Genomic DNA, 25,377 nt, shown 5'->3' with positions numbered 1-25,377 from the left:
TACAGTTATGAAATTCAAGTACTTTCCTTTTTATCTGCTTCTTTTCTCACTCATCATAGTAATCCCGGATCGATCTCTTGCTCAGTCGTCCAAAACTGAGTTTTCTATTGAAGATTATTTTAAACTAAAAAATGTAGGATCACCTGTCATTAGTCCTGAAGGCAAGTGGATCGCCTATACTGTTACTGAAACAGATTATGAAGATGACAGTCGCGAAACCCGTATCTGGATGAGTCCGGTTGATGGAGGCAAGGCCTTGCCAATGACTGCCGAGGGATACTCAGCAAGCAGTCCAAAATGGAGTCCGGATGGGAAATACCTATCATTCATGGCATCGAGAGGTGAGGTGGAGAAAACACAGGTTTGGACATTGAATATGAAAGGCGGCGAAGCTGTACAGCTTACGAATATTGAACAAGGTGTATCAGATTTTGAATGGTCACCAAAAAGTGATCGACTTTTACTTTTGATAAAGGACAAAAAAGAGGAGTCGGAACGACCTGAACCCTATGTGATCGACCGGCTTCAGTTCAAACGAGATTACGTCGGTTATTTAGATAGACGAAGAACACATATCTACACCTTCACGCCCGGTGATACTTCCGCTGTTCAACTCACCTTTGGAGATTATGATGATTCTCAGCCGGTATGGAGTCCCGATGGAAATAAGATCGCATTTGTCAGTAACCGAACATCAAATCCAGACGGCAATATAAACAGCGATATTTGGGTAGTTGATGCGAATATCCCGGGCAAAGCACTAACTAAAATTACTGAAAATCCGGGTGGTGACTCTTCCCCGGCCTGGAGCCCGGATGGAAGATCAATTGTCCACACTTCTGTTATAGATACAAGCGCCATCTGGTATGCTACTAACAAGCTGACTATTTCTGACGCCAACGGTAACGGTAACGGTAATTCTCGCATCCTGCTTGATGATCTGGATCGTAACATCTCTTCACCAACCTATTCTGAAGACGGTAATAATATCTGGTTCCTTTTGGAAGACCGTGGTGAGACACAACTTGCATCTATTTCTCCAAATGGAAGAAATTTAAAGAGAGTCCTATCAGGGGACCTGAGCGTAAGTAGCTTTGACATTGAAAACAACACTATCGCTACCTTACAAGCTACTTTTGACAGACCACATGAAATTCACGTTTGGAAAAATGCTGAACTGAACAGAATTACACACGTTAATGATGGGCTTCTTGACCAGAAAAAACTAGCTCAGATGGAAGAGATCCGGTTCAACAGTGAAGATGGTACTCCAATTGAGGGTTTTCTGGTTACCCCCGCTGAATATGATGGAAATGAGAAGTTGCCGACAATCCTCTGGATCCATGGCGGCCCGGTGGCGCAGTATGAGCACAGCTTTAGTTTCATTCCTCAGTTGTATGCAGCTAACGGTTATGCAGTTCTGTTGATCAACCCCAGAGGTTCCTCGGGCTATGGACAAGAATTTTCTGAGGTCTTGTTTGCAGATTGGGGCAATAAAGATTTTGAGGATGTGATGGCCGGTGTAGATCACGCTATTGAAAAAGCTGTAGCTGACCCCAATAAACTTGGTGTTGGCGGATGGTCCTATGGCGGGATCCTCACGAATTATGTGATCACCAAAACAGACCGGTTTGAAGGAGCCATTTCCGGAGCCAGTGAAACCCTATACCGTTCTAATTACGGACATGATCATTATCAACTAACCTGGGAAAAGGAGTTGGGACTTCCTTGGGTCACACCGGAGAAATGGGAACGAATATCTCCGTTCAACGATGTAGGCAAGGTCACGACTCCAACGCTCTGGATAGGTGGTGCTGAAGACTGGAACGTACCTATTCTGGGATCAGAGCAAATGTATCAGGCTATGAAGCGACTTGGGCTTGAGACTCAGCTTGTGGTTTATCCGGGAGAACATCACGGAATTCGAAAACCCACCTTTCAAAAAGATCGCTTTGAGCGATACCTCGGTTGGTTTGACACGTATGTTAGAAGTAATGAGTAGCAAGCTACGTGAAATTACGTAGGCAAATTACGTAATTCTCACCATTGACGGCCATGCCCTATTAATGTAAATTAATTATGCAAATGGGGTAATAGCCGTCTGTAGATGATATCTGCCGCCACTCATTGAGTTGAGGGCGGCTTTTTTTATGGTTCTATTTATTGGAATTAAGGTGTTTCATCTTTATACCCCTCAATTCGTGATAATTGTTATACTCATCCACCATAGAAGAGAGTGCGAACAAATCATAAAGTGCCCCTAAGCCTAAAACACCTCCGCTCAATATCCATGCGATCCCGGTTCCTATCTTACCAAGGTAAAAACGATGAAAGCCAAAGATCCCAAAAAAGGATATGAACCAAAATAGATAAGCTTTTGCCTTAGATTTTTTCTCAAAACCGGGAACGTCGATTCCCTGAATAATAGATAGTTTTTTAATGCCGCCCACTTTTGCTATAAAATCTTCATAGCTGGACATCAGCTTTTTGGCAAATATCCTTGGCTTGGCCGATTCACTTTTTCGTATCTCCAATTCACTCTGTAATACCTGATACTCAAAGATAAATTCTTCTATTACTCTCTCCATTGATAGTTTATCCTGAAGATAAGCGTCGATCTTTCTTCTCAGATTTCGAATGGAATCATGTATCGTGATCATGAGATCAGACCTGGAATCAGTCCCATCCACCTCTGATATCTCTTCATATTTCTGAAGAGCTTTGTAAAGTGCCTGATCCGCTACTATAGCGATCTCATATTCTTCTGATATCCGCATATTGCCCTATTGATTTAACACCTATCCTATTCGGATTAAATTATCATTTGTTTCAGAATCAGAAATAGGCTTAAAATAAAAAAGCCCGATCCAACGAAGAATCAGGCTTTATATATGTACCGTGGGACGGAATTGAACCGTCGACCTCACGATTATGAGTCGTGCGCTCTAACCATCTGAGCTACCACGGCATATTTCTTTTCATAAAGAGCATCAAATATACGAGTTTATAATACAAAGGGTAAAACATTTTTTTTGACTACAATCCAATGTGGAATAGCCACAATGAACAAAATAGTTCATACTTAAGAGGTAATCAGGAAAGTTGGAGCTTCCGAGACTGCATTACCATATCGGTGCTTGGCAACGAGGTTTTAAAAAAGTTTTCAAACATTTTCCACCCAAACATTTTTTCAGTCTACCTGCCTTATTCTCTACGCTAAGTTTCTTAACTTCCCACTTATAAAGAAAATCAATTTAAAACAGGTTCATGGCTAAAAACATAACAACGCAGGAAAAAGATTATTCACAATGGTATCTGGACGTCGTTCGGGAAGCAAAACTGGCTGAACACTCACCGGTGCGCGGAAGCATGGTGATCCGCCCAAACGGAATGGCACTGTGGGAAAATATGCGTAACGCCCTCGATCAGATGTTCAAGGATACCGGCCATGAAAATGCCTACTTCCCGCTCTTTATCCCCAAATCATTTCTTTCCAAAGAAGCACAGCATGTGGAAGGTTTTGCGAAAGAATGTGCCGTTGTAACGCACAGTCGACTCAAAAGCGTTGACGGTGGCGTAGAGGTGGATCCGGAATCAAAGCTCGAAGAAGAGCTGATCGTTCGTCCTACTTCAGAAACCATCATTTGGGATACTTACAGAAACTGGATACAATCCTACCGTGACCTCCCAATATTGGTGAACCAATGGGCCAATGTTGTCCGCTGGGAAATGCGTACCAGACTGTTCCTCAGAACCATGGAATTTCTATGGCAGGAAGGGCACACGGCCCATGCCACTAAAGAGGAAGCCGTAGAAGAGACACTGCAAATGCTGGATGTATATGCAACCTTTGCAGAAGAATGGATGGCAATGCCTGTCTTGAAAGGGGTGAAAACCGAAAGCGAACGTTTTGCCGGAGCCGTTGATACCTATTGCATTGAAGCCTTGATGCAGGATGGGAAAGCCCTGCAGGCCGGAACTTCTCACTTCCTGGGGCAAAATTTCGCCAAGGCTTTTGATGTGAAATTTCAGGACAAAGATGGCGAGCATAAATTGGTGTGGGCCACAAGCTGGGGCGTTTCAACGCGTCTGATCGGTGGATTGATCATGACACACTCTGATGATCAGGGGCTTGTTCTTCCTCCAAAACTGGCACCAACCCAAGTGGTGGTGGTTCCAATTTATCGCAGTGATGAGCAACGCGAATCCGTACTTCAATATGCCGATGCCATTTATGATGAACTGAAGGAATTGGGTGTTCGCATCAAAGTGGATGACCGTGACAATTACAACCCCGGTTACAAATTTGCCGAACATGAGGCAGCCGGAATACCGCTTCGAATTGCTGTTGGACCCCGCGATCTTGAAAACAACAATGTGGAACTTGCCCGTCGTGATCTGAAATCCAAAAATATCGAAAGTCGGGAAGGACTTGGTGAAAGGGTAACAAAACTACTTAATAATATTCAGGATGAACTATTTGATAAGGCTAAAAAGCGGCGTGATGAAAATACCCGGGAAGCAGATTCTTATGAAGAATTTCAAAAAATGATCGAAGAGAAAGGTGGATTCATCTGGGCACATTGGGATGGAACACCGGAAACGGAAGAAAAGATCAAAAATGATACCAAAGCTACCATCCGCCTTATTCCATTGGAAAAAGGCGAAGAAGGCAAATGCATGGTCACCGGCAAGCCTTCAAAGCAAAAAGTGTTGTTTGCCGTGTCGTACTAAAAACTAAATCGTCATTGCGAGGAGCCAACTATGTTTGTCCAGGTTTTATCTGTTTTTCAACGAAGCAATCTCCCTGATATGAACTGTGAGCTCAATTCCGGGAGATTGCCACGAGATTTACTCACTTCGTTCGCTGAATCTCTCGCAATGACAATTCATAAATAACAAATGCCAAAAATTCCATATCAATATTATCTCTGCTCGGCTGAACAATCCCGGTTTATGGATGAAAACACCATTTCAGAGTTTGGGATCGATGGATTTACACTGATGGAAATTGCCGGTACACGGGCCGCTGATATCATTATGTCTGAAGTGCCGGGCGGTTCACATGGTATATTCTTCTGTGGAAAGGGAAATAATGGAGGCGATGCGTTGGTTATTGCCCGACTTCTTTCTCAACAGAATTATAAGATCACAGTGTGTTTTCTATCAGCATCCGATGATCTGAGTCCGGATGCAGATAAGAACTTTGAGCTCCTCCAAAAGCTGGATAGTGAGATCGAGATCTTAGATTGGGATGGTTTCACCCCGAAAGATTACGATTTTGTAGTGGATGGCATGTTGGGAACAGGACTGGATTCCGAAGTTCGAGCTCCCTATTCAGACGCCATCGATTGGATCAATGAACAAGTAGCACCGGTATTTGCCCTGGATGTACCAACCGGATTAAATGCCGATACCGGACAAGTTATGGGCTCAACAGTTCAGGCTGATTTCACCCTGAGTTTCGGTGCCTTAAAATCCGGATTTTATCTAAATGATGGTTTTGATACGACCGGCGAGGTTATATTGTGCGAACTTTCATTCCCCAATAAGTACAAAAAAGCCTCAGCCTATCTGATCGACGAACACTGGGTAGACAGTGATGCACCAACGCAACAGATCAGAGAACATAAATATGATGGTGGAGTGCTTTACATCATAGCAGGTTCAGAAGGCTTGACCGGAGCGGGAATTCTATCAGCGAGAAGTGCCTGGTCGACTGGATTGGGAGCAGTAGTGCTCATCACACCGAAGGGATTGCTGGAAATTTATGAGAAACAGCTTGAACAGATCATCAAGAAACCCGTTGGAGACCGCAAAGACATATTTTTCAAGGAATCTCATCTCGATGAAGTACTGAAGATCCTGAGTGAAAAACCCGGAAAAATGCTCATCGGCCCTGGACTTGGCCGTAACCCGGACACCATAGAGTTCGCACAAAAGTTACTTGCGGATTATCAGGGAGATGCAGTCATCGATGCTGATGCCCTTTTCGCTTTATCAGAACTTGATGAGATCGATAAACCAAAATCTGCAAACTGGATCCTGACCCCACACCCCGGTGAACTGAGAACACTGGCCAGTAAGGACATTAAATTTGACCATGAGAGACTGATTGGGGTCAAAGCTTTAGCAGCAGAAAAAAATATTATTATATTATCTAAGGGGATGCCGGGCATTGTTGGAACAGAAACCGGGAACGCCTATATAACAGGATATGATACCCGGGCTTTTACTCGCGCCGGATTCGGGGATGTTCTGGCAGGCAAAGTATCTGCCTATTGGTTGATCTCAAAAGATGCTGAGGTCGCATGTTTCAAGGCATTATTGGACGGCAAAGACAAAGCAAATAATTATTATTCATCACATTCCGGGGTGTTAGAACCAATTGATATCATTTAATGACGAAACCTTTTAAGCAACTGACACGCTCAGTAAAACTTTATCTGATCCTGCTCATTATATCTACTGTAGGAATTCTCTATGGAACACTGTTTCCTGTAGATTATAGCGTGCCACGTTCATTTTACGGCCTGGATAAGTTTGTACACTTTGTCATGTTTGGAGCCTGGACATTCTTTTTTGGAATCGTAAGATTTTTAAAGGGAAATTTTAAATTGATGACCATCTTTATGGGCGGGTCTGCATTTGGTGTCCTTATCGAGGTTCTTCAACACTTACTTCCCACCGGAAGAAGTCCTGAATTACTGGACCTTGTAGCTGATATTACCGGCACGGCCGCGGCAGTAATAATATTATATATCCTCTCTAAAACCGTGACACAGTTTTCTCCAACCCCACATGATAATGCTATTTAATCTTTTAGATAGATTAATTTGATTGAATGTAGATGCCTAATGCAAACAGGAACTTAAATTGTCCTGAGTATTTAGTTAAATTAACAACTGATTACTTGCACAGTATCGATAAAATTCCGTTCTTTTTAGCGGATTATAACTGACTAACTCTGTACCTGAATTATGAGAAACGAAAGAAAATCACCAAAAGCCGATCTCAAGAGATCCTATACTGTCTATTTAGAGGCAGGTTTGATCCTTGCACTGCTTTTAATGATTACTGCTGTAAATGTGACACTGGAATCCGAAGGACCCCGTGTAGTTGAACTTAACGAGCAGGAAGTTGTTGAAATGGAAGAGATCGTTCAAACCAAACAAATTGAAACTCCACCTCCACCACCCAGACCACCGGTGCCTGTTGAAGTTCCAAACGATGAGATCATTGAAGATGAAATGATCGACCTTGATGCGGAATTAGATTTCGATGCACCTATGGATCTGCCTCCTCCACCTGAAGAAGAGGAAGAAGAAGAAGATTTCTTCGTGGTAGTAGAAGAAATGCCTAAACTTATAGGTGGTATGGCCAAGCTTCAGGGAAGTGTAAAATATCCCGAAATGGCTCGACGTGCCGGTATTGAAGGGCGTGTCACCGTTCAGTTCATTGTAAATGAGCAAGGGAAAGTTGAAAACGCACGTGTTGTTCGCGGCATTGGCGGTGGCTGTGATGAGGAAGCTCTTAAAGCAGTTCAACAGGCAGAGTTTGAGCCTGGAATGCAGCGTGGACGCCCCGTTCGCGTGCAATATGCACTCTCTATTAATTTCCGCTTAGAGAACTAATTCTATCTTTTTTGAAAGATTATAAGGTGTGATCAAACGATCACACCTTTTTTTATGTCATGAATTTTTTCAGGATATCTTTCAAATTATTATAGCCGGCTATTTTGACAGCCTTGTTTAACGGCATCCATTCTATCTTTTCGATACCCTCTTCTTTCTGAGGAACCAAATCTTCTTCCTGTGTAAATATCATGGAATACCAATGAGTCGTTTTACCCATGATCTTCCCATTCTCAGGATATTCATGATAGGTTTCTCCCAGTTTTTTTACAAGGGATGGAATTTTACTTCCCACTTCTTCAGATACCTCCCGGGCAGCACACATCTCAATCGTCTCTCCTTCTTCATGCTTTCCTTTGGGAAGATCCCAAACCCCATTCCTGAAAATCATCAAAACCTCAGGGCGCTGGTCCTTATCTAATCGATATACAATTCCGCCTGCCGCCGTTATCGGCTCTGTTTCAGTATTACTCACTGTCTGCGTTTTTCTTTTCTTCTCCACCCTGTTCTTTTTCTTTTTTCTTCTCATCGGCATAATTGAGCCGTAGGGTCGTAAGAGTCTGTTCAAGATACCCCGAAGCCTCATCTGAAAGGTTTCCTTTGGTATATTTTTTTAGCATCGCCAGAGTATCAATAGCATACTTAGCTGAGGATAGGTCTTTTTCCATTTCCTGCGTAGCCGGGTTTTGGAGTTTACCTAGACTCATCATGGCTATTTGCTGATGCTGTTGAATCAGCATCATAAATAGTAGCTGTTCTTGCTGTTCTTCGTTCAGATTTTTGTTGTTTGTATCCATTTTAATCTCTTTTTATTTACACAATTTGATTGTGATAAATTTAATAAAGTTCATTTTTATGTACCTTCAAGAATTCTAAGGATAACCAAATTTATACACATAATATGGCCGTTTTAAAGCCTTTTAAAGCATGGAGACCCAAACCCGAATTTGCAGAAGAAGTAGCTTGTGTTCCCTACGATGTAATCAACACATCTGAGGCAAGGGAAATGGCCGACGGAAACGACAAAAGTTTTCTGCATGTGATTCGGCCTGAGATCGATTATCCCTCCGGAACTTCTGTCTATGATGAAAAAGTGTATCAGAAAGGGAAAGAAAATTTGTACGGTCTTTTGAACTCAGATGTCTTTCTTCAGGAGCACAAAGAATCATTATATATCTACAGGCTAACCATGAATGGTCGTTCACAGATCGGTCTCTTTGGATGTGTGAGTGTAGAAGATTATGATAAAGATGTGATTCTCAAACATGAAAAGACCCGCCCCGATAAAGAAGATGACAGAACCAAACACATTGTAACTCAACAAGCCCACGCTGAACCGGTTATGTTGACTTTTAGGGATTCTGAGGGCATATCAAAGTTCATGAATGACTTTATCCATCACAATCCACCCCTATACGACATTAAAACGGATGACGGAATATCTCATACCATATGGAAAGTTGAAGAACACTCACCTTTGACGGAAGCCTTTAACAAGATCCCAAAGATATATGTAGCTGACGGTCATCACCGATGCGCAAGTGCAGCCAGAGCAGCGAACATATCAGCTTCGAACGCCCCTGATCATAGCGGTTCCGAAGAATACAATTATTTTCCGGCCGTTCTTTTTCCCACAGATCAGCTCGAAATTATGGCTTACAACCGGATCGTACTATCTATTCCTGATGATTTTTTAAAACAGCTCTCTGCCCGATTCAACGTTAAAAAAAATGCTCACCCTGTTCCCCGGGAAAAGGGAACCATTGCCTTCTACCTAAATGATAACTGGTATAGTATTGAACTCGAAAACAGTGAGGGTTCTGATCCTGCTTCCTCATTGGATATTTCACTTCTTCAAAAACAGGTCTTGGAGCCAGTTCTAGATATCAAAGATCAACGAACGGATCCGAATATTGATTTTGTGGGAGGAATCAGAGGTACTGACGAACTTGAAAAACTGGTCGATACAGGTGAAGCCGCACTGGGTATCAGCCTCTATCCTACCAGTATCGAGGAACTGCTTGAGGTATCAGACGCCGGTTTATTGATGCCTCCAAAATCCACATGGTTTGAACCGAAACTCAGATCTGGACTCCTTGTTCATACTTTTGAGTGATCAAACAGAACCAATTAATTCTATACTTTAGTCAAAATGCATCGAGTACACAATTTTAGTGCCGGTCCTGCCGCCCTACCTGATGAAGTCCTTGAAATAGCCAGGAAAGAGCTCATGGATTATCATGGTCAGGGTACATCCATCATGGAGCAAAGTCACAGAGGCGAGGCTTACACCAAAGTGGACAATGAGGCTAAGGAAAGACTCAATCGCATTCTTGACCTCGATGATCAGTTTCACATTATGTTTTTGCAAGGGGGAGCCAGTTCCCAATTCATGCAAGTTCCCTTCAATTTTTTAAAAAAGGATGAAACAGCGGATTACATCAACACCGGGGTTTGGTCTAAAAAAGCGATCAAAGAGGCTAAATTATTTGGCGATGTAAATGAGTCTTACAATGGAGAAGAGGAAGGATTTAGCCGGGTTCCTCAAAATTCTGAACTGAAATTAAACGATCAAAGTCGCTACGTTCATTTTACCAGCAACAACACTATATATGGAACCCAGTTTTCGAAGGAACCAAATACGAATGGCGTTCCCCTGGTTTGCGATGCCTCCTCTGATTTCATCTCCAGACCTCTTGAATCCAATAAATACGGGCTGATCTATGCCGGGGCACAAAAAAACCTTGGTCCCTCGGGAGTAACGGTTGTATTGGTTAGGAAGGATTTTCTTAAGACCATATCAAAGAATGAAATACCCACCATACTGGATTACAGAACTCACGCAGAGAGGATATTCAATACCCCTCCTACCTTTGCAGTTTATTTGGTTAACCTTGTACTCAAATGGGTGGAAGAAAAAGGTGGTATTTCTCATTTTCAGAAATTGAATACAAAAAAAGCCGGGCTTCTTTACAGTGAGATAGACAAAAATGCTTTCTACAACGGCACGGCCAATAAAGATTCCAGATCAATAATGAACGTCACCTTCCGCCTTCCTGACGAGTCTCTTGAAGATCGTTTTATAAAAGAAGCAGCTGAGAATGACCTATTAGCTTTGAAAGGCCACCGAAGTGCAGGTGGCATTCGTGCCAGTATCTATAATGCCTGCAAACTGGAATCAGTTGAGGCATTGGTTAGTTTCATGAATCAGTTCAGAAATAAATACGGCTAGAGACTGCTTAGATTAAACCAAAGACTGTAAGAAAATGATCGATCGTATTAGGTACGAATACGATCAGGTAAACCACTCCCCACAGGGCGCCGGCAATATGAGCTTGGTGATTTATCTTTCCTTCTTTTCGGCTTGCGTACACACTGTACACCAAAAATAAGACTCCAAAGATTATAGCCGGTATCCCAATTGGAATGAACATGATATAGATCGGATCTAACGGAAAAAGAAATATGAAACCAAAAAGCACTCCTTCGACGGCTCCCGAAGCACCGACCGTGGCAAATTCAGGATTATCTTTTTGGGTATATAATGAAGGCAAACCTGATACGATAAGTCCGGTAAAGTAAAGTGCCAGAAAATGGCCCTGCCCAATGGTTCTTTCCAACACCAACCCAAAGAAAAACAGAACGAACATATTCAGAAAAAGGTGCCCCATTCCGGCATGCAAAAAGCCTGAACTGATCAATTCATACCAGGTCTTCTCACGAACGGTGCGATAAGGCTTCAACATGAATTTGTTGAATAACTGTGGCGCTGCGTAAAGTGTCACAACTGACACCAACACATTTAAAGCGATCAGCGAAATAGTAATGGACATTTAGTTTTTCTTTTTAAGTTAAGATGAAAACAGGTCTGTTGCAGAAGAATCGAAAAGTGTTGTAAATTTACCCTGACCAAAGTCAAAGTAACTTAGTGGCAGAGTCCCGATATAGTAATAAGCCAATATAGCTCAGCTGGTAGAGCAATCCCCTCGTAAGGGATAGGTCGTCGGTTCGAGTCCGACTATTGGCTCAAGTTAAAGTCTCCGACACACCAGCCCTTGAATTAACTTATAAACTCGCTTTAGCATTTCTTTGAAAAGCGAAAAATATTTTCATATCAAATACCTATTATCATCTGCATGAGATCATTACAAATAACAGTTATCATTGTATTGGGTGCCTTCGTGTTAACCGGTTGTGGAATGTCCAAAGAAACCCTTGATTCAGACTACACATCTACTGAAAATACCCGTGCTATTGAGAATGGTATCTCTAGCTGGTACGGTCCTAACTTTCATGGAAAACTGACTGCAAACGGTGAGATCTATGATATGAATGGTATTACTGCAGCTCACCGTACTCTCCCATTCGGCACGATTCTACTTGTTGAAAATCTGGATAACGGTAAAACTATTCAGGTAAGAATCAATGACCGCGGACCCTATGCCAAAAACCGGATCATTGATCTTTCAAAGGGGGCTGCTGAAAAAATAGAGATGATCGGTCCGGGTACAGCCCGTGTTCGGCTTTATCTACTGGAGGGTGACCTCGAGAATTCGCGCGTCACAGATCTCAAGGTTCCCACCTACACCGTGCAACTCGGATCATATAAAGATATTCAACAAGCTGAATTACAGGTTCAGCAGATTGATGGCACCCGTATTGAAACCATAGAAGCTAAAGACAATACTTTCTATCGCGTCTATTACGGAACGTACACAGATCCTGAAGAAGCCAGGCATCAAATGCAACGCCTCAATGATATGGGCTTTGCCGGGTTTGTGAAGCAGATCGAAAATTAATTACTCTTTCCGGGACTGATTATTCCTTTTTTTCCGTTTTCCGCACAAAGAATAAAATCACATTTACTATGAAAAAGAATATCATTGTTATTGGAAGTGGATTTGGCGGCTTAGGTGCAGCATCGCGTTTACTTTCTGCAGGTCACGATGTAACCATACTTGAAAAAAGAGACAAACTTGGCGGGCGTGCCTACGTTTACGAAAAGAATGGTTTTAAATTTGATGGTGGCCCAACGGTAATAACTGCTCCTTTCATGTTCGATGATATTTTTGAAGCAGCCGGAAAAAAGAGAGAAGATTATTTTGAATTGGTGCCTTGTGATCCATTCTACAGAATATTTGACCACGAGGGCAAAGGTTTTGATTACAACAGTGATCACGATTTTATTCTTTCAGAAATTGAGAAAAGAAGTCCTGAAGATGTAAAAGGCTACGAAGAGTTCATCAAGACAACCAAGCCAATATTTGAGAAAGGATTTGTAGAACTGGCTGACAAGCCCTTCCTCAAATTTACAGACATGCTTAAGGTAGCTCCGGATCTTATCAAACTAAAATCGCATCAGTCAGTATATAAATATGTATCCCAGTTCATTGAGGATGAATTCCTGAGAAGAGCTTTTTCATTCCATCCTCTCTTAGTCGGAGGTAATCCTTTTGATACTACTTCAATCTATTCTATGATCCATTATTTAGAGCGGGAATGGGGTGTTCATTACGCCATGGGTGGAACCGGTGCCATTGTAAATGGTCTGGAAAAATTGATCATTGAGCAAGGCGGAAAAATTCACACCGAAACTGAGGTTGAAGAGATCCTTGTCAATGATGGTAAGGCTGTAGGTGTTCGCCTGAAAACCGGTGAAATACTGGAGGCTGATGAAGTAGTCTCAAACGCAGATGTTGCTTTCACTTATAAGAACCTGATCAATCCAAAACATCGCAAAAAATACACTGACCGAAAGATCGAGAAGACCAAGTACAGTATGTCTTTATTTGTGATCTATTTCGGCACCAGGAAACGGTATAACGACACAAATCTTGCTCACCATAATATCATTCTGGGTGAGCGTTACAAAGGATTGCTTTCAGACATCTTCCACGATAAAAAGCTGTCTGACGATTTCTCCCTCTACTTACACATGCCTACCAAAACTGATCCGTCGATGGCACCAAAAGGTCATGAGGCATTTTATGTACTCTCTCCGGTTCCACATTTAGACGGTGAAACCGACTGGAATGAAATGGCTCCGATCTATCGGGATAAGATCATGAACTTCCTGGAAGAAAATTACCTGCCGGATCTTCAGGAAAACCTGGTAGCAGAACATTATATTGATCCTCTCCACTTTCAGAATGAATTGAACAGTTATAAAGGGTCTGCATTTTCTGTTGAACCGATCCTGACGCAATCAGCATGGTTCCGTCCGCACAATAAATCAGAAGACGTGGATAGCCTGTATTTTGTGGGAGCTGGAACTCATCCTGGAGCCGGATTACCGGGAGTGCTTTCTTCATCGATCATTGCCCAGGATCTGATCGGCAAAGCTTAAAAGACTAACATCAGTTATCGAATAGAGGCTCTCTAAAGTCGCTGGCCCTTCACGAAATCTTAATCAGGTTTACCTAGATTTTTGATATAGATAAACGGAGGGACCTTCGATGAAAACTGCCTTTATACTATTCATGGTTTTACACGGATCGATACATTTGCTTGGTTTTTTAAAAGCTTTTGAGTTTGCTGAGGTCAAAGAACTTAAAATGCCTATCACAAAAGCTTCCGGAATGATCTGGCTGATCACCTCAATTCTTTTCATTATTACTGCCGCTCTTTATCTGACTGATTCTGGATTGTACTTGGGTTTCGGAGTCTCCGCTGTAACTTTGTCCCAGGCGTTGATCTGGCGCGATTGGGAAGATGCCAAATATGGCAGTATACCAAATCTTATCTTTGGGGTGGCACTCTTTTTATCTATCTAACTTTCTGATCTTGTAAAATCTTAACAGAAAGATGTATGTACGCCGTCTCCATTGTATATTCATGGCCTAATCATAGAATAAACCTATATACGATGAGAAAATTACTGCTTATAATTGCTCTGCCACTCCTATTTGTAGCCTGTCAAACTCAGTCTAAGTTTGATGCTCTTGGTCTAGAAGAAATAACTATTGCTGAACTTAGAGAGGGTTATGAAAATGGCTCATTTACCATAGAAGAAGTGACATCAGCATATTTGGAGCGTATCTCTGAAAAAGATCAAAACGGTCCTAAACTCAATTCGATGTTATACATCAACCCAAACACGTTGGAGGCAGCCAAAGAACTTGATACTGAATTACAAGAGGGAAATTCACGAGGACCGCTTCACGGAATCCCGGTTGTTTTAAAAGACAATATTGACACTAAGGACATGCCAACCACTGCCGGGGCCAACATTTTAGAGGGTTCTATTCCTGTTCAGGATGCTTTTATAACCAATAAACTACGTGATGCCGGTGCCATTATTCTGGGCAAAGCCAACCTGAGTGAATGGGCCAATTTTCACAGCAGCTTTTCTTCCAGCGGCTGGAGTGCACTGGGTGGACAAGTAAATAATCCCTATGATCTCACCCGAAACCCTTGCGGTTCCAGTTCCGGTCCTGGAGCAGCTGCATCCGGAAATATGACCGTTTTTGCTATCGGAACGGAAACCAATGGATCCATAACGTGTCCTTCTTCAGCAAATGGCCTTGTTGGAATCAAACCTACAGTTGGCTTATTAAGCCGAAGTGGCATCATTCCTATTTCTTACACGCAGGATACTGCAGGACCAATGGCTCGAACCGTGACTGATGCCGCTATTGCCCTTGGCACTATGGTTGGTGTTGATCCGGCTGATGATAAAACTACAGCCAGTGAAAGTAACTACCACAGGGATTACACCCAATTTCTGAACGAAGACGGCTTAGCCGGAAAACGCATCGGTCTTTGGACCGGATCTCTTGGTGGCCATTTCAGAGTTGATACTCTGATGCACGAAACTGTTCGTTTGCTGGAAGAGCAAGGTGCTGAAGTTATTGAAATAGAACAGATCTCTGAAGAAAATGCAGGCAGTGATTCTTATCAGATCATGCTATTCGAGTTCAAGGACGGTCTCAACAAATATTTTGAATCTCTTGGAGATAATGCGCCGGTCAAGAACATGGATGAACTGGTTGAGGCAACTCTGAATGATCCTGAAGAAATGAGATACTTTGATCATGACATCCTGATACAGGCCAGTGAAAAAGGCAGCCTTGAATCCGAAGAATATAAGGAAGCCCTTGAACGTATGCTCAGAATTACCCGCGAGGAAGGCATAGATCGAGTGATGGACGAACACAACCTGGATGCCATTATCGGCCCGACCGGTGGACCCGCCTGGAAAACGGATCTCACAAATGGGGATAACTTTGCTGTTTCCTCAAGTTCTCCGGCTGCGCGTTCAGGGTATCCCAACATTACAGTTCCAATGGGATATATTGACGACCTTCCAGTTGGTATTTCATTTTTTGGAAGAGCATGGAGTGAGCCAATACTTTTGGAAATTGCCTATTCTTTCGAGATGGCAACGAATGTAAGAAAAGCCCCCGAATTCTAATTCACATACAAAATACAGTTGATACAAAAATAGGCACTTTTGAGTGCCCATTTTTATTATAAATCGAAAATTAATTACTTAAAGCTTTCCTGAAGGTCTTCCCAGTCTTTTAGGAATCGCTCCAAACCACTGTCAGTTAGCGGATGCTTCAACAAGCTCTTGATCACATTCAAAGGCATCGTTGCCACATCAGCACCCTCTTTCGCGCACTCAAGCAAGTGCATTGGGTGACGAATACTGGCAGCAAGAACTTCAGTTTCGTATCCGTAGTTATCATAGATCTGTACAATATCGCGAATCAGCTGCATCCCATCGGTTGAAATATCATCCAATCTTCCAAGAAATGGTGAAATGTAAGTTGCACCGGCTTTAGCTGCGATCAAAGCTTGAGTTGGCGAGAAACAAAGGGTACAATTTGTTTTTATTCCCTCTTCTGAGAATGTATTGATGGCTTTAATCCCATCTTTTATCAATGGCACCTTTACAACTACATTATCAGCAATTGCGGCGATCTGCCGCCCTTCTTCAATCATTTCTTCGTATGTCGTAGAAACAACCTCAGCAGAAACATCACCATCTACAATTTTACATATTTTGGCAATGTGGGCTTCAAAATCTTTAACCCCAATTTTAGCACACAGGCTAGGGTTTGTGGTTACGCCATCAAGAACACCGAGATCGTTAGCTTCTTTGATTTCGTCGAGATCAGCAGTATCAATAAAAAATTTCATTCGAGTGAGAAAGTTTATTTAAAATTTAGCATCAAATATAAAGATAAGTATTTCAATCCTCCCATTCATTTTCATTGTAAATCAAAGGATCTATCAAATCAGAGATATTCCTTTTTTTACAAATTAACACGTCACGAATCCAAACTTTCTCTAGAAATTTGGTGTATTACAATAGATCCTTGAAACCTTTAAAAACAGACACAGATCAAGTGAAAAAACAATTTCTTTTATTAGCCTTGCTGAGCATGACCTTAATTAGTTGTGGCAGTGATAACTCAGAAGGTAACGGTGAATCAGGTTTTTCAGGCTTTGGCGGACCGGGGCAACGCACAACAAGCGTAGAAACCAGTGATGTTCAGATCGGATCCATTGCAGAACAGGTACGTTCATATGGTAATATTAAAGCACAGAATGTAGTTTCTGTGCTTCCACAGGTAAGTAATCGTATCACAAGGCTCTATGTAGATCTGGGTGATACGGTAAGCCAGGGGCAGACTCTTGCAAAGATCTACGATGTTACTTTTCGCGATCAGTTGGCCCAGGCACGCTCTCAGCTTGAGCAAAGCAGAATAGCCGTTAAAAGAGACAGTGCTGAATATGTGCGTCAGCAAACACTTATGGAACGCGATCTTACAAGTGAAGCCGAACTTGAAATAGCCGAGGCGGCTTATCAAAGTTCGCTTTCCCAGTTTGAAGCAGCAAGGGCCTCAGTTACACAAGCTTTAGAAAATTTCAACAATACCGAAGTCAAGTCACCGGTAAATGGTGTTGTGATCTCAAGAGCCTTGGAAGAAGGCGACCTGGCATCTACCGGAACTGAAATATTTCAGATCGCGAGTATCAATGGATATGAGTCGCGCATTTATCTCCCTGTAAAAGACTGGCGTGCAGTTGATATCGGACAGGAAGTAAACATGAGAGTTTCCAACGAAAGTGACGTAAGTGCCCGTGGAGTTGTATCACGGAAAAGCCCTCAGTTAGATCCAACCACAGGGCTTGGTGAAGTAGTGATCACACTCACATCTTCCGGAAACTCTATTTACCCGGGTATATTAGTTGAGAATGTAATCAATATAACTACCAAGGATCAGGTTATGATCGTATCAAGAAGTGCACTGGTAGAGCAAGTTGAAACGGTTATTAATCCTGAAACTAACACTATCGACCTTGACAGAACGTATTCCGTATTTGTCTCCAAAGGGGATACGGTTGCTGAACGTCGTCCATTGGAACTGGGCATTGAACAAGGCGATAGAATTGAAGTCTTGTCCGGCCTGCTTCCAAGTGATGAGATCATCATTACCGGTCAAAGCGGACTTGAGGATGGATCAAGAATATCAGTTGCCACAGGAGAACGGTTTCAGACACCTGAGGAACGTCAAATCAGTACAGAGGGCCAAAACTCAGGAAGTAATAGAGCCATGGGTGGACAAAATCCGCTAGCAAATATGAGTGAAGAAGAAAGAGCCGAAGCCAGAGAAAAGATGCAGGGTATGTCACGTGAAGAACGAACGGCATATCTACGTGAGCTTCGTCAAGATCAGTCTGCTAATTCCGATTCAACCTCAAACTAAAAGGAAATAATGGGATCTTTATCCAAACTGGCGGTAGACCGTCCGATCACGTTTTTAATGGGCACGCTGATCCTGCTTGGATTCGGTTTATTCGGACTTCAAAATCTGAGGCTGAACCTTTATCCTGATGTCTCATTCCCTACCATAACGGTGTATACAAGCTACGAAGGTGTAGCACCTGAAGACATTGAAACTCTTGTCACCCGACCTATTGAGGAATCTGTAGGCAGTATCAGCGGAATTCGCAGAGTGCGCTCACTTTCTAGTCAGGGTGCATCTGTTGTAAAACTGAATTTTGAATGGGGAACCGATCTTTATAAAGCCGAAAATGATGTTCGTAAGGAACTTGGTTTTGTAGAACGCTCGATCCCGGATGATGCTGAAACTCCTCTCGTTTTTTCATATGATCCAAATCAGGAACCTATTGTCGTTCTCACTCTCACATCAAATGCACGAAGTGCCCGAGAGCTCCGAACTTATTCTAAACAGGTCCTTGAGCAACGAATCGAACGTACTAATGGCATTGCTTCGGCAGAAACTTCCGGTGGGCTTGAGCGACAAATAAACGTCCGTATCGATAATGAAAAGATGCGGCTCTATAACATCAGTATTGCTGAAATTGCTCAAAAGCTGCAACAGGAAAATATTCAGGTTCCGGCCGGTCAGCTAACCGAGGGTAATACAAACTACTCTCTACGCACACTTGGTGAGTTTAAGAATGTTGATCAGATACGAAATACGATCATCACAGTGAGAGAGGGACAGCCACTGTTACTGAAAGATATCGCTGATGTAGTAGATGGCATCGAACAACCTATAGGTAATGTTCGGGTAAATGGTGAAGATGGTATCGTGCTAAATGTCTACCGTCAAAGTGATGCCAACGTAGTAACTGCAGCAAATGCCGTGGTTGATGGTTTGGATGAGATCCGTAGCACTTTACCGGCCGATATTGAAGTGAGTGTACTCACTAACAAGGCTGATTTCATTGAACAGTCGATCAGTAATCTGCTTTGGACCGGTATTCAGGCTATATTTCTGGTTGTTTTGATACTGCTCGTTTTCCTCAGAAGTGGGCGATCTGCCACTATCATTGCCATCTCAATTCCGGTTTCGATCATCACCACTTTCATGGTGATGGATCTGGCTGATCTGAGCTTGAATATCATTTCTCTTTCCGGACTTACACTGGCGGTTGGATTGGTAGTTGATAATGCCGTGGTGGTGCTTGAGAATATCTTCCGCTTTCGTGAGCAGGGAGCTGATCGCGACGAAGCTTCTGTGAGTGGGGCTAAGGAAGTGGCTGTTCCCATCATCGTGTCAACACTGACAACCCTCGTGGTTTTCCTTCCTATTTTGTTCGTACCCGGTATTGCAGGATTCCTGTTTCGCGACCTCGCACTAACGATCTCATTTTCCCTGATCGTCTCAACCTTTGTAGCTTTAACGCTGATCCCTCTGATGGCCTCTCAGTTTTACAGGGAATCTGCTCAAAATATCAGCGCCAATAATAAGATAGCAAACTACTTTGGAGACCTGCTTCAAAAGCTTGAAAACACCTATAACAGTCAGCTTCAAAAAGTGATCGACAAAAGCGGCTTGATCGTTTTGGCAGCCTTCATCCTGTTTGTTGCAAGTGTACCTCTATTTTATGTGATCGGTGGTGAATTCTTCCCTCGTGTCGATGAAAATGCTTTTGTGCTCGAAGTACAACGCGAACCCGGTGTTAACCTTTTTGAACTGGAAAGATCCATGGGACAAGTTGAATCTATAGTACGTCAGGAAGTACCTGAAGCCAGACTTGTTGTATCTGATTATGGTGATAAAGAAGGTATTGAAGGAGCTGATGATCCGGGTGGGTTTACCGGGACTGTACGGGTTGAGCTAGTGCCTCAGGGTGAGCGAGAGCGCTCGCAGGCAGATATCACCAGCGATCTAATGCAACAACTGAAAATTGTGCCGGGTGTAGAAATTCAGGAAGTTATCATTGATCCGTTAAGCCCGGACGGTGAAAACGGTCTGATCGTACAGATATTTGGTTACGATGCCGCGACCAAAAAAGAATTGGCAGAAGGCGTAAAAGAAAGGCTCCTTAATATTGATGGCATCAACAATGTTTTCAGTTCAGCGGATCAGGGCCGACCTGAGCTAAGGCTGATAATGGACCGCGAAAGGATCTCACGGGTCGGTATGACGACCAATCAGGTCGCAAGTGCTGTCAGTAACGCAGTGAAAGGAAACGTAGCTACATCGTTTGTAGATCAGGGCATCGAATTTGAAGTAGTGGTTGAATTGGATCCTAAGGATAAATCACAGTCTGTGGACCTGGCTAACATTCAGATCCAGACACCCGCCGGTGATTGGATGCCGTTAAAGAACCTGGCCAGAGTGGAGAGATTCACGGGCCCAACGAATGTACTCAGAATTGATCAGGAACGTGTTGCTGAAGTGACAGCAGAACTTGCCGGCATCGATCTTGCTGCGGCTTCTGACCGGGCTCGTTCAACTCTTGATCAGGTTAACTGGCCGGATGAATACAGATATGAGATCTCCGGAACGGCTGAGGAACAATCCGAATCTTTTAGCTACCTGATGTTCGCTTTCATGATCGCAGGTATTTTAACCTATATGGTCATGGCATCACAGTTTGAAAGCCTGATCGAACCCTTCATTATCATTTTAACTATTCCCCTGGCTTTGACCGGTGTTTTAGTAATGCTATGGATAACCGGCACATCCATCAGTGTTACCTCCATGGTCGGCTTAATTCTACTAACCGGTATTGTGGTAAACAACGGTATTGTGATGATCGATTACATCAAGATATTGCAAGCGCGAGGCTTAAATCGTAAAAAGGCTATTGTTGATGGTGCTACACGGCGTTTACGCCCAATTTTAATGACAGCATTTACAACCATTCTTTCCATGGTGCCACTGGCTCTAGAACTTGGTTCCGGTTCCGAAACCTGGAGCCCAATGGCCAGAACCGTGATCGGTGGTTTGACCATGAGTACACTTCTGATGTTGTTTGTGGTACCTTGTTTTTACAATATCATCAACGGATTGGTGGAACGACTAGGTTTTGATGCGGTTCATAAAGAAGATCCACTGGCTAAAACCCAAGAGGCACTCGCATGAAAAAATTCTCAGTAGCAGGCAGTATTTTAAAACGCCCGATCACAGTCATTATGATGACCCTGATCGTAATAGGTTTCGGTGTATTCTCACTCACCAACCTAAAAGTTACCCTATACCCTTCTTTTAACATTCCTGTTCTGGCAGTTTCAGCCGGATATAATAATGTAGCTCCGGAAGACATCAACCGGATCATTGTGAATCCAATTGAAGGTGCTTTATCTGCTATTGAAGGCATTGAAACTTTGGAAGCACGCGTCAGCCGTGGCAGTGCGTTTATCATTCTTCGATTACGTGACGGATCAGATATACGAAAAACCGAACTAAAAGTTCGGAAAGCTATCGATCAGATCCGTGGCGACCTACCACAACAAGCACGGGAACCGGTGATCTTTCAGTTCGATCCGGAGAACAGGCCAATCATGCGACTCAGTATAGATGCTGATAATAGAGGGCTTGACGAACTTAGAAACATCGGACTTGAGTTGGTTGAAACGAGACTGGAACGCATTGAAGGACTTGCATCCGCTGAAACTCAGGGTGGTTTAGAGCGCAGGATCTATGTGGATGTTTCCCCAATGTCGCTAGCTCAATACAACATGGTACCGCAGGATATTGAAGGAGCACTTCGATCAAATAACGTACAGCTTCCTATAGGTAATGTTATATCAGAAAAGATCAATTACAGTATTCGGGCTGAATCAACTTATGAAACAGTAGATCAAATAAAGAATACCATCATAAGAATGTCTGAAAATGGTATTCCCATTCGCGTAAACGATGTTGCCGATGTATCTGATGGTTTTACGGATATCACCTCTTTGGTCAAAGTTAATGGAAAGAATAGTGTTTCTGTTGAGGTGCAAAAGAATTCTGACGCCAATACCCTCGATGTCGTTAACGAAGTAAAGGCAATGGTTCCTGAGATCAATGAGATCCTCCCACCCGGTATAACCCTGCGTGTACTTTCTGATGAAGGTAAAACCATTGAAGATTCCATCAATAATCTATCTCAGTCTGCATTAGCAGCACTTGTTGTCGTAATCCTAGTTATCCTCGTATTCATGGGTGGCTGGCGGATTTCTCTGGTGGTGGCTTCAACCATCCCGGTTTCCATTGCTGCCACATTTGCGGCTATGTACGCCGCCGATTTGACTCTGAACATTCTAACTATCTCAGCTCTTGCTCTTGCTATCGGTCTTTTGGTCGATAACTCGATCGTGGTAACTGAAAGTATAGCCCGAAAGCTGGAGGAAGGCTTATCCAGGTTCGATGCTGCCCTGAAAGGCACCAATGAAGTTATAGGAGCACTGCTCGGTTCAACTCTTACCACACTTGGAGTATTTGTTCCCATTATCCTTATTTCAGGAACACAAGGGGCTTTCTTTAGAGAGTTTGCCTATGCCATTTGTTTTGCCATTGGCTTTTCATTCCTTTCATCTATCATCCTGGTACCGGTGATCTCACTTCTTGCACTGGATGCCAAACAATTCAACAGCAAGAATCTGGCCTTTAAAGGAATCTCGAAACTTGAAAAATTATATACTGATTCCCTTTCATGGTTATTCCAGCATAAATGGATTCCTCTAACTTCAATGATACTGATCGCGGGTGGTACTTTTATGCTGTACACAAACATTGAAAAATCAGGCTTCCCGGAAGCAGATTCCGGTCAGATCGACGTAAACATTAGCTTACCTGAAGGAAGTCAGCTGATTCGCACAGCTGATGTGTTGGATGAATTCAGCCGTCGTGTGGATGAAATGCCTGAAGTTGAGACCATTATCACCAATATTGGCCGCAGCCGCTGGAGCAGCAACAGTAACCGCGGTGAGATCAGTCTCACTTTGGTATCTGAAACACAGAGAGACATCAGCAGTACCGACTTTGCAGCTAAACTGCGTCAGGAATTGACCTCTCCTGGTGTTGATGTTAGAGTTCGCGTAGAAGGCGGTGGGTTGCGCTTTGGCCGTGGCTGGGATTCCGGTGGAAACTCTATTCGCTTGAGCCTTATTGGTGCTGATATCGAACAGCTGCTCGCCATTTCACAAGAGATCGAAGCCAATCTGATGGATGATCCCACAGTAATAGACGTTGATAATGGCCGAACCGATCCAACCCCTGAGCTCCATTTTATTGCAGACCGTGAAAGGCTCGCGATACTTGGAACCAACTTAAATACAATAGCCAGTGCTTTACGTACGCAGACATTGGGTAATCAGGCCGGTTATTTTATCAATGAAGGACGTGAGATCCCCATCGAAGTTAGAACTCAGAAGGAGGAACTCACAAGCCGCGAAGAACTTTTTGATCTCGAGGTATTTCAGTTTGAGGACCAGAGAATTCCTGTCTCAGCTGTTGGTCAGTTTATCCCGGTTCGCGGTGTAGATTCCTTCCAGCGCCGAGACCGTGAAACGGTATTGGACGTAAATATTCAGGTTCAGGGTAATGCCCTGGAATACGAAAGTGTGATCAGAAATTTTATTGAATCTGAGATCATTTTACCTGACGGCTACCGATACGAGTTTACAGGGGGGACAGCTGAAACTCAGCAAGGTCAGGCCGAATTCGGGTTTGCCCTGCTTGCCGCTCTGATCCTGATGTTCATGATCATGGCCTCATTATTTGAAAATTTCAGGGACCCATTTGTGATCTGGCTTTGTATTCCACTCGCCATGTTCGGAGCACTTGCCTACCTATACCTGATTGGCGACCCACTGAGTACAACCGCCAACATTGGGATGTTCATGCTGGTTGGTATCATCGTCAACAATGGGATCGTTTTGGTTGATTACATGCACCTTTATACCAAAGGCATGGATTATGATTTATTGAACCGTAAATCAGTGAGCTGGAAGAACCTTTTTATTCCGGTTTTCTTTTGGAAAGAAAAACCAACAGTCAAAAATTCCAAACTGCTTAAGGAGATCCTGGAAGCCTGCCGAAGAAGAATGCGTCCAATTTTATTGACAGCTATTACCACGATCTGCTCTATGATCCCACTATCCCTGGAGTTAGGTTCAGGTGCAGAAACGTGGTCACCTTTGGCTAAAGCTGTTATCGGAGGCCTGTTATTCGGGTCACTCCTAACCCTTTTCATCACCCCTGTACTATCTGTTTCACTGAGTATGACCATCGAATGGTTCAGGGAATTATTCAGGAGAAGGAAACCTGAGGCTATAAAAGCCTGACCGGAAGCACAAAGAAGTAAAATCCCCCCTAAATACCTATCGTACATATGGAAATTGGAACTTGTTCTGCCTATACTTGTTTTAAATAACAAAAAGGAGAAATATTATGAGTAAATCAGATTTTATTTCAGGAATAGTATCAGGAGCACTTGTTGGAGCCGTATTTGCTCTGCTTTACGCACCGGATTCAGGTAAAAATACCCGGGATCGTCTATCTTATAAATTAACCGAATACTACGACGAGTTAAACGACTTGATCGAACAGTTGAAAGATGAAAAAGAGATCTTGGTTTCAGAAGCTAAAGATAAGGGTGACAAAGTAGTGCTGGATGCCAAAGAAAAAGCAGAAGGCCTCATCGCTGAAGCCGAACAGCTTTTGGAATCCATTGAAACAGCTAAGGAAGAGTCAGCTAAGAAAAAAGGCTGATCTCTTAAACATTTTACAAGCTTGAAGTCCCTTGCATTTATTTGTCAGGGACTTTTTTATGGCATGAATTAAATTAATACTGCCTTTTACAGTTTATTCTGATTCCGCGCCTTTTCCTCTTTCTGTTGCTCCGGTATCATGGAGGCTCTGAATCATACTATATAACCCTAACAGCGCTGTCTGATATTATACTTTTTACAATTTATGGATGTTAGCGCCCATAGTAATATTAAGCCTTTCTTATTAATTTGAGGCATAGCTTTCATTGGTGC

20 protein-coding genes and 2 tRNA genes are annotated in these 25,377 nt (G+C 43.0%); 16 read left to right on the top strand and 6 right to left on the bottom strand.

From position 1 onward, the window contains the following. Nucleotides 1–7 precede the first annotated feature (7 nt). A complete protein-coding gene (locus ACKGJO_RS14255; RefSeq protein ID WP_411324132.1) occupies nt 8–2,002 on the top strand; it encodes a S9 family peptidase in 1,995 nt (664 codons plus the stop codon). A 154-nt stretch (nt 2,003–2,156) separates the two neighbouring features. Here the strand turns inward: ACKGJO_RS14255 and ACKGJO_RS14250 are convergent, their stop codons facing one another. Both ACKGJO_RS14250 and ACKGJO_RS14245 read right to left on the bottom strand, forming a co-directional pair. After that, a complete protein-coding gene (locus ACKGJO_RS14250) occupies nt 2,157–2,777 on the bottom strand; it encodes an NINE protein (protein ID WP_411324131.1) in 621 nt (206 codons plus the stop codon). Nucleotides 2,778–2,894: 117 nt separating this feature from the next. After that, nucleotides 2,895–2,968 (bottom strand) — tRNA-Met (locus ACKGJO_RS14245). Between the two features lie 299 nt (nt 2,969–3,267). Here ACKGJO_RS14245 and proS point away from each other — a divergent pair. The 4 genes from proS (at nt 3,268) to ACKGJO_RS14225 (ending at nt 7,634) form a co-directional block, all read left to right on the top strand. Next, on the top strand, nt 3,268–4,734 hold the full coding sequence (proS, locus tag ACKGJO_RS14240) for a proline--tRNA ligase (RefSeq protein WP_411324130.1): 1,467 nt from the start codon (nt 3,268–3,270) through the stop codon (nt 4,732–4,734). A 168-nt stretch (nt 4,735–4,902) separates the two neighbouring features. Continuing rightward, nucleotides 4,903–6,402: an NAD(P)H-hydrate epimerase gene (locus ACKGJO_RS14235; protein WP_411324129.1), complete on the top strand. Its 1,500-nt coding sequence runs from the start codon at nt 4,903–4,905 to the stop codon at nt 6,400–6,402. Further along, entirely contained in the window at nt 6,402–6,818 is a 417-nt protein-coding gene (locus tag ACKGJO_RS14230) for a VanZ family protein (protein WP_411324128.1), read from the top strand. Before ACKGJO_RS14235 ends, ACKGJO_RS14230 begins: the two co-directional genes overlap by 1 nt. A 162-nt stretch (nt 6,819–6,980) precedes the next feature. Beyond that, nucleotides 6,981–7,634, top strand: a complete 654-nt coding sequence (locus ACKGJO_RS14225; protein ID WP_411324127.1) for an energy transducer TonB — start codon at nt 6,981–6,983, stop codon at nt 7,632–7,634. 52 nt (nt 7,635–7,686) lie between these two features. Here the strand turns inward: ACKGJO_RS14225 and ACKGJO_RS14220 are convergent, their stop codons facing one another. Continuing rightward, nucleotides 7,687–8,109 (bottom strand): NUDIX hydrolase, encoded by a 423-nt coding sequence (locus ACKGJO_RS14220; protein WP_411324126.1) that lies wholly within the window; start codon nt 8,107–8,109, stop codon nt 7,687–7,689. Continuing rightward, complete coding sequence (locus tag ACKGJO_RS14215) at nt 8,102–8,431, bottom strand: DUF1844 domain-containing protein (RefSeq protein ID WP_411324125.1); 330 nt, start codon at nt 8,429–8,431, stop codon at nt 8,102–8,104. Before ACKGJO_RS14215 ends, ACKGJO_RS14220 begins: the two co-directional genes overlap by 8 nt. Before the next feature lie 104 nt (nt 8,432–8,535). Here ACKGJO_RS14215 and ACKGJO_RS14210 point away from each other — a divergent pair, with 104 nt between their 5' ends. Both ACKGJO_RS14210 and serC read left to right on the top strand, forming a co-directional pair. Next, nucleotides 8,536–9,750 (top strand): DUF1015 domain-containing protein, encoded by a 1,215-nt coding sequence (locus ACKGJO_RS14210; protein WP_411324124.1) that lies wholly within the window; start codon nt 8,536–8,538, stop codon nt 9,748–9,750. 36 nt (nt 9,751–9,786) lie between these two features. Beyond that, nucleotides 9,787–10,866 carry a 3-phosphoserine/phosphohydroxythreonine transaminase gene (serC, locus tag ACKGJO_RS14205; protein WP_411324123.1) on the top strand — a complete coding sequence of 360 codons (1,080 nt, stop codon included), beginning with the start codon at nt 9,787–9,789 and terminating at the stop codon, nt 10,864–10,866. Between the two features lie 7 nt (nt 10,867–10,873). Here the strand turns inward: serC and ACKGJO_RS14200 are convergent, their stop codons facing one another. Further along, nucleotides 10,874–11,467 (bottom strand): rhomboid family intramembrane serine protease, encoded by a 594-nt coding sequence (locus ACKGJO_RS14200; protein WP_411324122.1) that lies wholly within the window; start codon nt 11,465–11,467, stop codon nt 10,874–10,876. A 121-nt stretch (nt 11,468–11,588) separates the two neighbouring features. Between ACKGJO_RS14200 and ACKGJO_RS14195 the strand changes: the two genes are divergently transcribed. From ACKGJO_RS14195 to ACKGJO_RS14175, 5 genes are all read left to right on the top strand, one after another. After that, nucleotides 11,589–11,661 (top strand) — tRNA-Thr (locus ACKGJO_RS14195). A 109-nt stretch (nt 11,662–11,770) separates the two neighbouring features. Further along, nucleotides 11,771–12,433 (top strand): septal ring lytic transglycosylase RlpA family protein, encoded by a 663-nt coding sequence (locus tag ACKGJO_RS14190; RefSeq protein WP_411324121.1) that lies wholly within the window; start codon nt 11,771–11,773, stop codon nt 12,431–12,433. 68 nt (nt 12,434–12,501) lie between these two features. After that, nucleotides 12,502–13,980 (top strand): phytoene desaturase, encoded by a 1,479-nt coding sequence (locus ACKGJO_RS14185; RefSeq protein WP_411324120.1) that lies wholly within the window; start codon nt 12,502–12,504, stop codon nt 13,978–13,980. Nucleotides 13,981–14,089: 109 nt separating this feature from the next. Beyond that, nucleotides 14,090–14,407 carry a hypothetical protein gene (locus ACKGJO_RS14180; protein ID WP_411324119.1) on the top strand — a complete coding sequence of 106 codons (318 nt, stop codon included), beginning with the start codon at nt 14,090–14,092 and terminating at the stop codon, nt 14,405–14,407. 92 nt (nt 14,408–14,499) lie between these two features. Further along, nucleotides 14,500–16,047 carry an amidase gene (locus ACKGJO_RS14175; RefSeq protein WP_411324118.1) on the top strand — a complete coding sequence of 516 codons (1,548 nt, stop codon included), beginning with the start codon at nt 14,500–14,502 and terminating at the stop codon, nt 16,045–16,047. Nucleotides 16,048–16,121: 74 nt separating this feature from the next. Here the strand turns inward: ACKGJO_RS14175 and fsa are convergent, their stop codons facing one another. Next, a complete protein-coding gene (gene fsa, locus ACKGJO_RS14170; RefSeq protein WP_411324117.1) occupies nt 16,122–16,778 on the bottom strand; it encodes a fructose-6-phosphate aldolase in 657 nt (218 codons plus the stop codon). Nucleotides 16,779–16,987: 209 nt separating this feature from the next. On the opposite strand from fsa, the gene ACKGJO_RS14165 reads away from it, so the two are divergent. From ACKGJO_RS14165 to ACKGJO_RS14150, 4 genes are all read left to right on the top strand, one after another. Further along, nucleotides 16,988–18,352, top strand: a complete 1,365-nt coding sequence (locus tag ACKGJO_RS14165; RefSeq protein WP_411324116.1) for an efflux RND transporter periplasmic adaptor subunit — start codon at nt 16,988–16,990, stop codon at nt 18,350–18,352. Between the two features lie 9 nt (nt 18,353–18,361). Continuing rightward, the gene (locus ACKGJO_RS14160; protein ID WP_411324115.1) at nt 18,362–21,490 is read left to right on the top strand and encodes an efflux RND transporter permease subunit; all 3,129 of its coding nucleotides are present in this window, start codon (nt 18,362–18,364) and stop codon (nt 21,488–21,490) included. Continuing rightward, nucleotides 21,487–24,678: an efflux RND transporter permease subunit gene (locus tag ACKGJO_RS14155; protein ID WP_411324114.1), complete on the top strand. Its 3,192-nt coding sequence runs from the start codon at nt 21,487–21,489 to the stop codon at nt 24,676–24,678. The genes ACKGJO_RS14160 and ACKGJO_RS14155 overlap by 4 nt, the downstream gene beginning before the upstream one ends. A gap of 106 nt (nt 24,679–24,784) precedes the next feature. Further along, nucleotides 24,785–25,105 carry a YtxH domain-containing protein gene (locus ACKGJO_RS14150; RefSeq protein WP_411324113.1) on the top strand — a complete coding sequence of 107 codons (321 nt, stop codon included), beginning with the start codon at nt 24,785–24,787 and terminating at the stop codon, nt 25,103–25,105. Nucleotides 25,106–25,377 lie beyond the last annotated feature (272 nt).

This window comes from Gracilimonas qinghaiensis, assembly GCF_046602855.1.
GTDB lineage: Bacteria > Bacteroidota > Rhodothermia > Balneolales > Balneolaceae > Gracilimonas.
Note: the sequence above shows the minus strand (reverse complement) of the source record. Positions and strands in the feature narration are given on the sequence as shown.

Bases quoted from the DNA above. Each gene is read 5' to 3' on its own strand.
- ACKGJO_RS14225 (WP_411324127.1), top strand. From the start codon at position 6,981: ATGAGAAACGAAAGAAAATCACCAAAAGCCGATCTCAAGAGATCCTAT.
- ACKGJO_RS14160 (WP_411324115.1), top strand. From the start codon at position 18,362: ATGGGATCTTTATCCAAACTGGCGGTAGACCGTCCGATCACGTTTTTA.
- serC (WP_411324123.1), top strand. From the start codon at position 9,787: ATGCATCGAGTACACAATTTTAGTGCCGGTCCTGCCGCCCTACCTGAT.
- ACKGJO_RS14190 (WP_411324121.1), top strand. From the start codon at position 11,771: ATGAGATCATTACAAATAACAGTTATCATTGTATTGGGTGCCTTCGTG.
- fsa (WP_411324117.1), bottom strand. From the start codon at position 16,778: ATGAAATTTTTTATTGATACTGCTGATCTCGACGAAATCAAAGAAGCT.
- ACKGJO_RS14235 (WP_411324129.1), top strand. From the start codon at position 4,903: ATGCCAAAAATTCCATATCAATATTATCTCTGCTCGGCTGAACAATCC.
- ACKGJO_RS14180 (WP_411324119.1), top strand. From the start codon at position 14,090: ATGAAAACTGCCTTTATACTATTCATGGTTTTACACGGATCGATACAT.
- ACKGJO_RS14210 (WP_411324124.1), top strand. From the start codon at position 8,536: ATGGCCGTTTTAAAGCCTTTTAAAGCATGGAGACCCAAACCCGAATTT.
- ACKGJO_RS14250 (WP_411324131.1), bottom strand. From the start codon at position 2,777: ATGCGGATATCAGAAGAATATGAGATCGCTATAGTAGCGGATCAGGCA.
- ACKGJO_RS14175 (WP_411324118.1), top strand. From the start codon at position 14,500: ATGAGAAAATTACTGCTTATAATTGCTCTGCCACTCCTATTTGTAGCC.
- ACKGJO_RS14230 (WP_411324128.1), top strand. From the start codon at position 6,402: ATGACGAAACCTTTTAAGCAACTGACACGCTCAGTAAAACTTTATCTG.
- ACKGJO_RS14150 (WP_411324113.1), top strand. From the start codon at position 24,785: ATGAGTAAATCAGATTTTATTTCAGGAATAGTATCAGGAGCACTTGTT.
- ACKGJO_RS14200 (WP_411324122.1), bottom strand. From the start codon at position 11,467: ATGTCCATTACTATTTCGCTGATCGCTTTAAATGTGTTGGTGTCAGTT.
- ACKGJO_RS14155 (WP_411324114.1), top strand. From the start codon at position 21,487: ATGAAAAAATTCTCAGTAGCAGGCAGTATTTTAAAACGCCCGATCACA.
- proS (WP_411324130.1), top strand. From the start codon at position 3,268: ATGGCTAAAAACATAACAACGCAGGAAAAAGATTATTCACAATGGTAT.
- ACKGJO_RS14185 (WP_411324120.1), top strand. From the start codon at position 12,502: ATGAAAAAGAATATCATTGTTATTGGAAGTGGATTTGGCGGCTTAGGT.
- ACKGJO_RS14215 (WP_411324125.1), bottom strand. From the start codon at position 8,431: ATGGATACAAACAACAAAAATCTGAACGAAGAACAGCAAGAACAGCTA.
- ACKGJO_RS14255 (WP_411324132.1), top strand. From the start codon at position 8: ATGAAATTCAAGTACTTTCCTTTTTATCTGCTTCTTTTCTCACTCATC.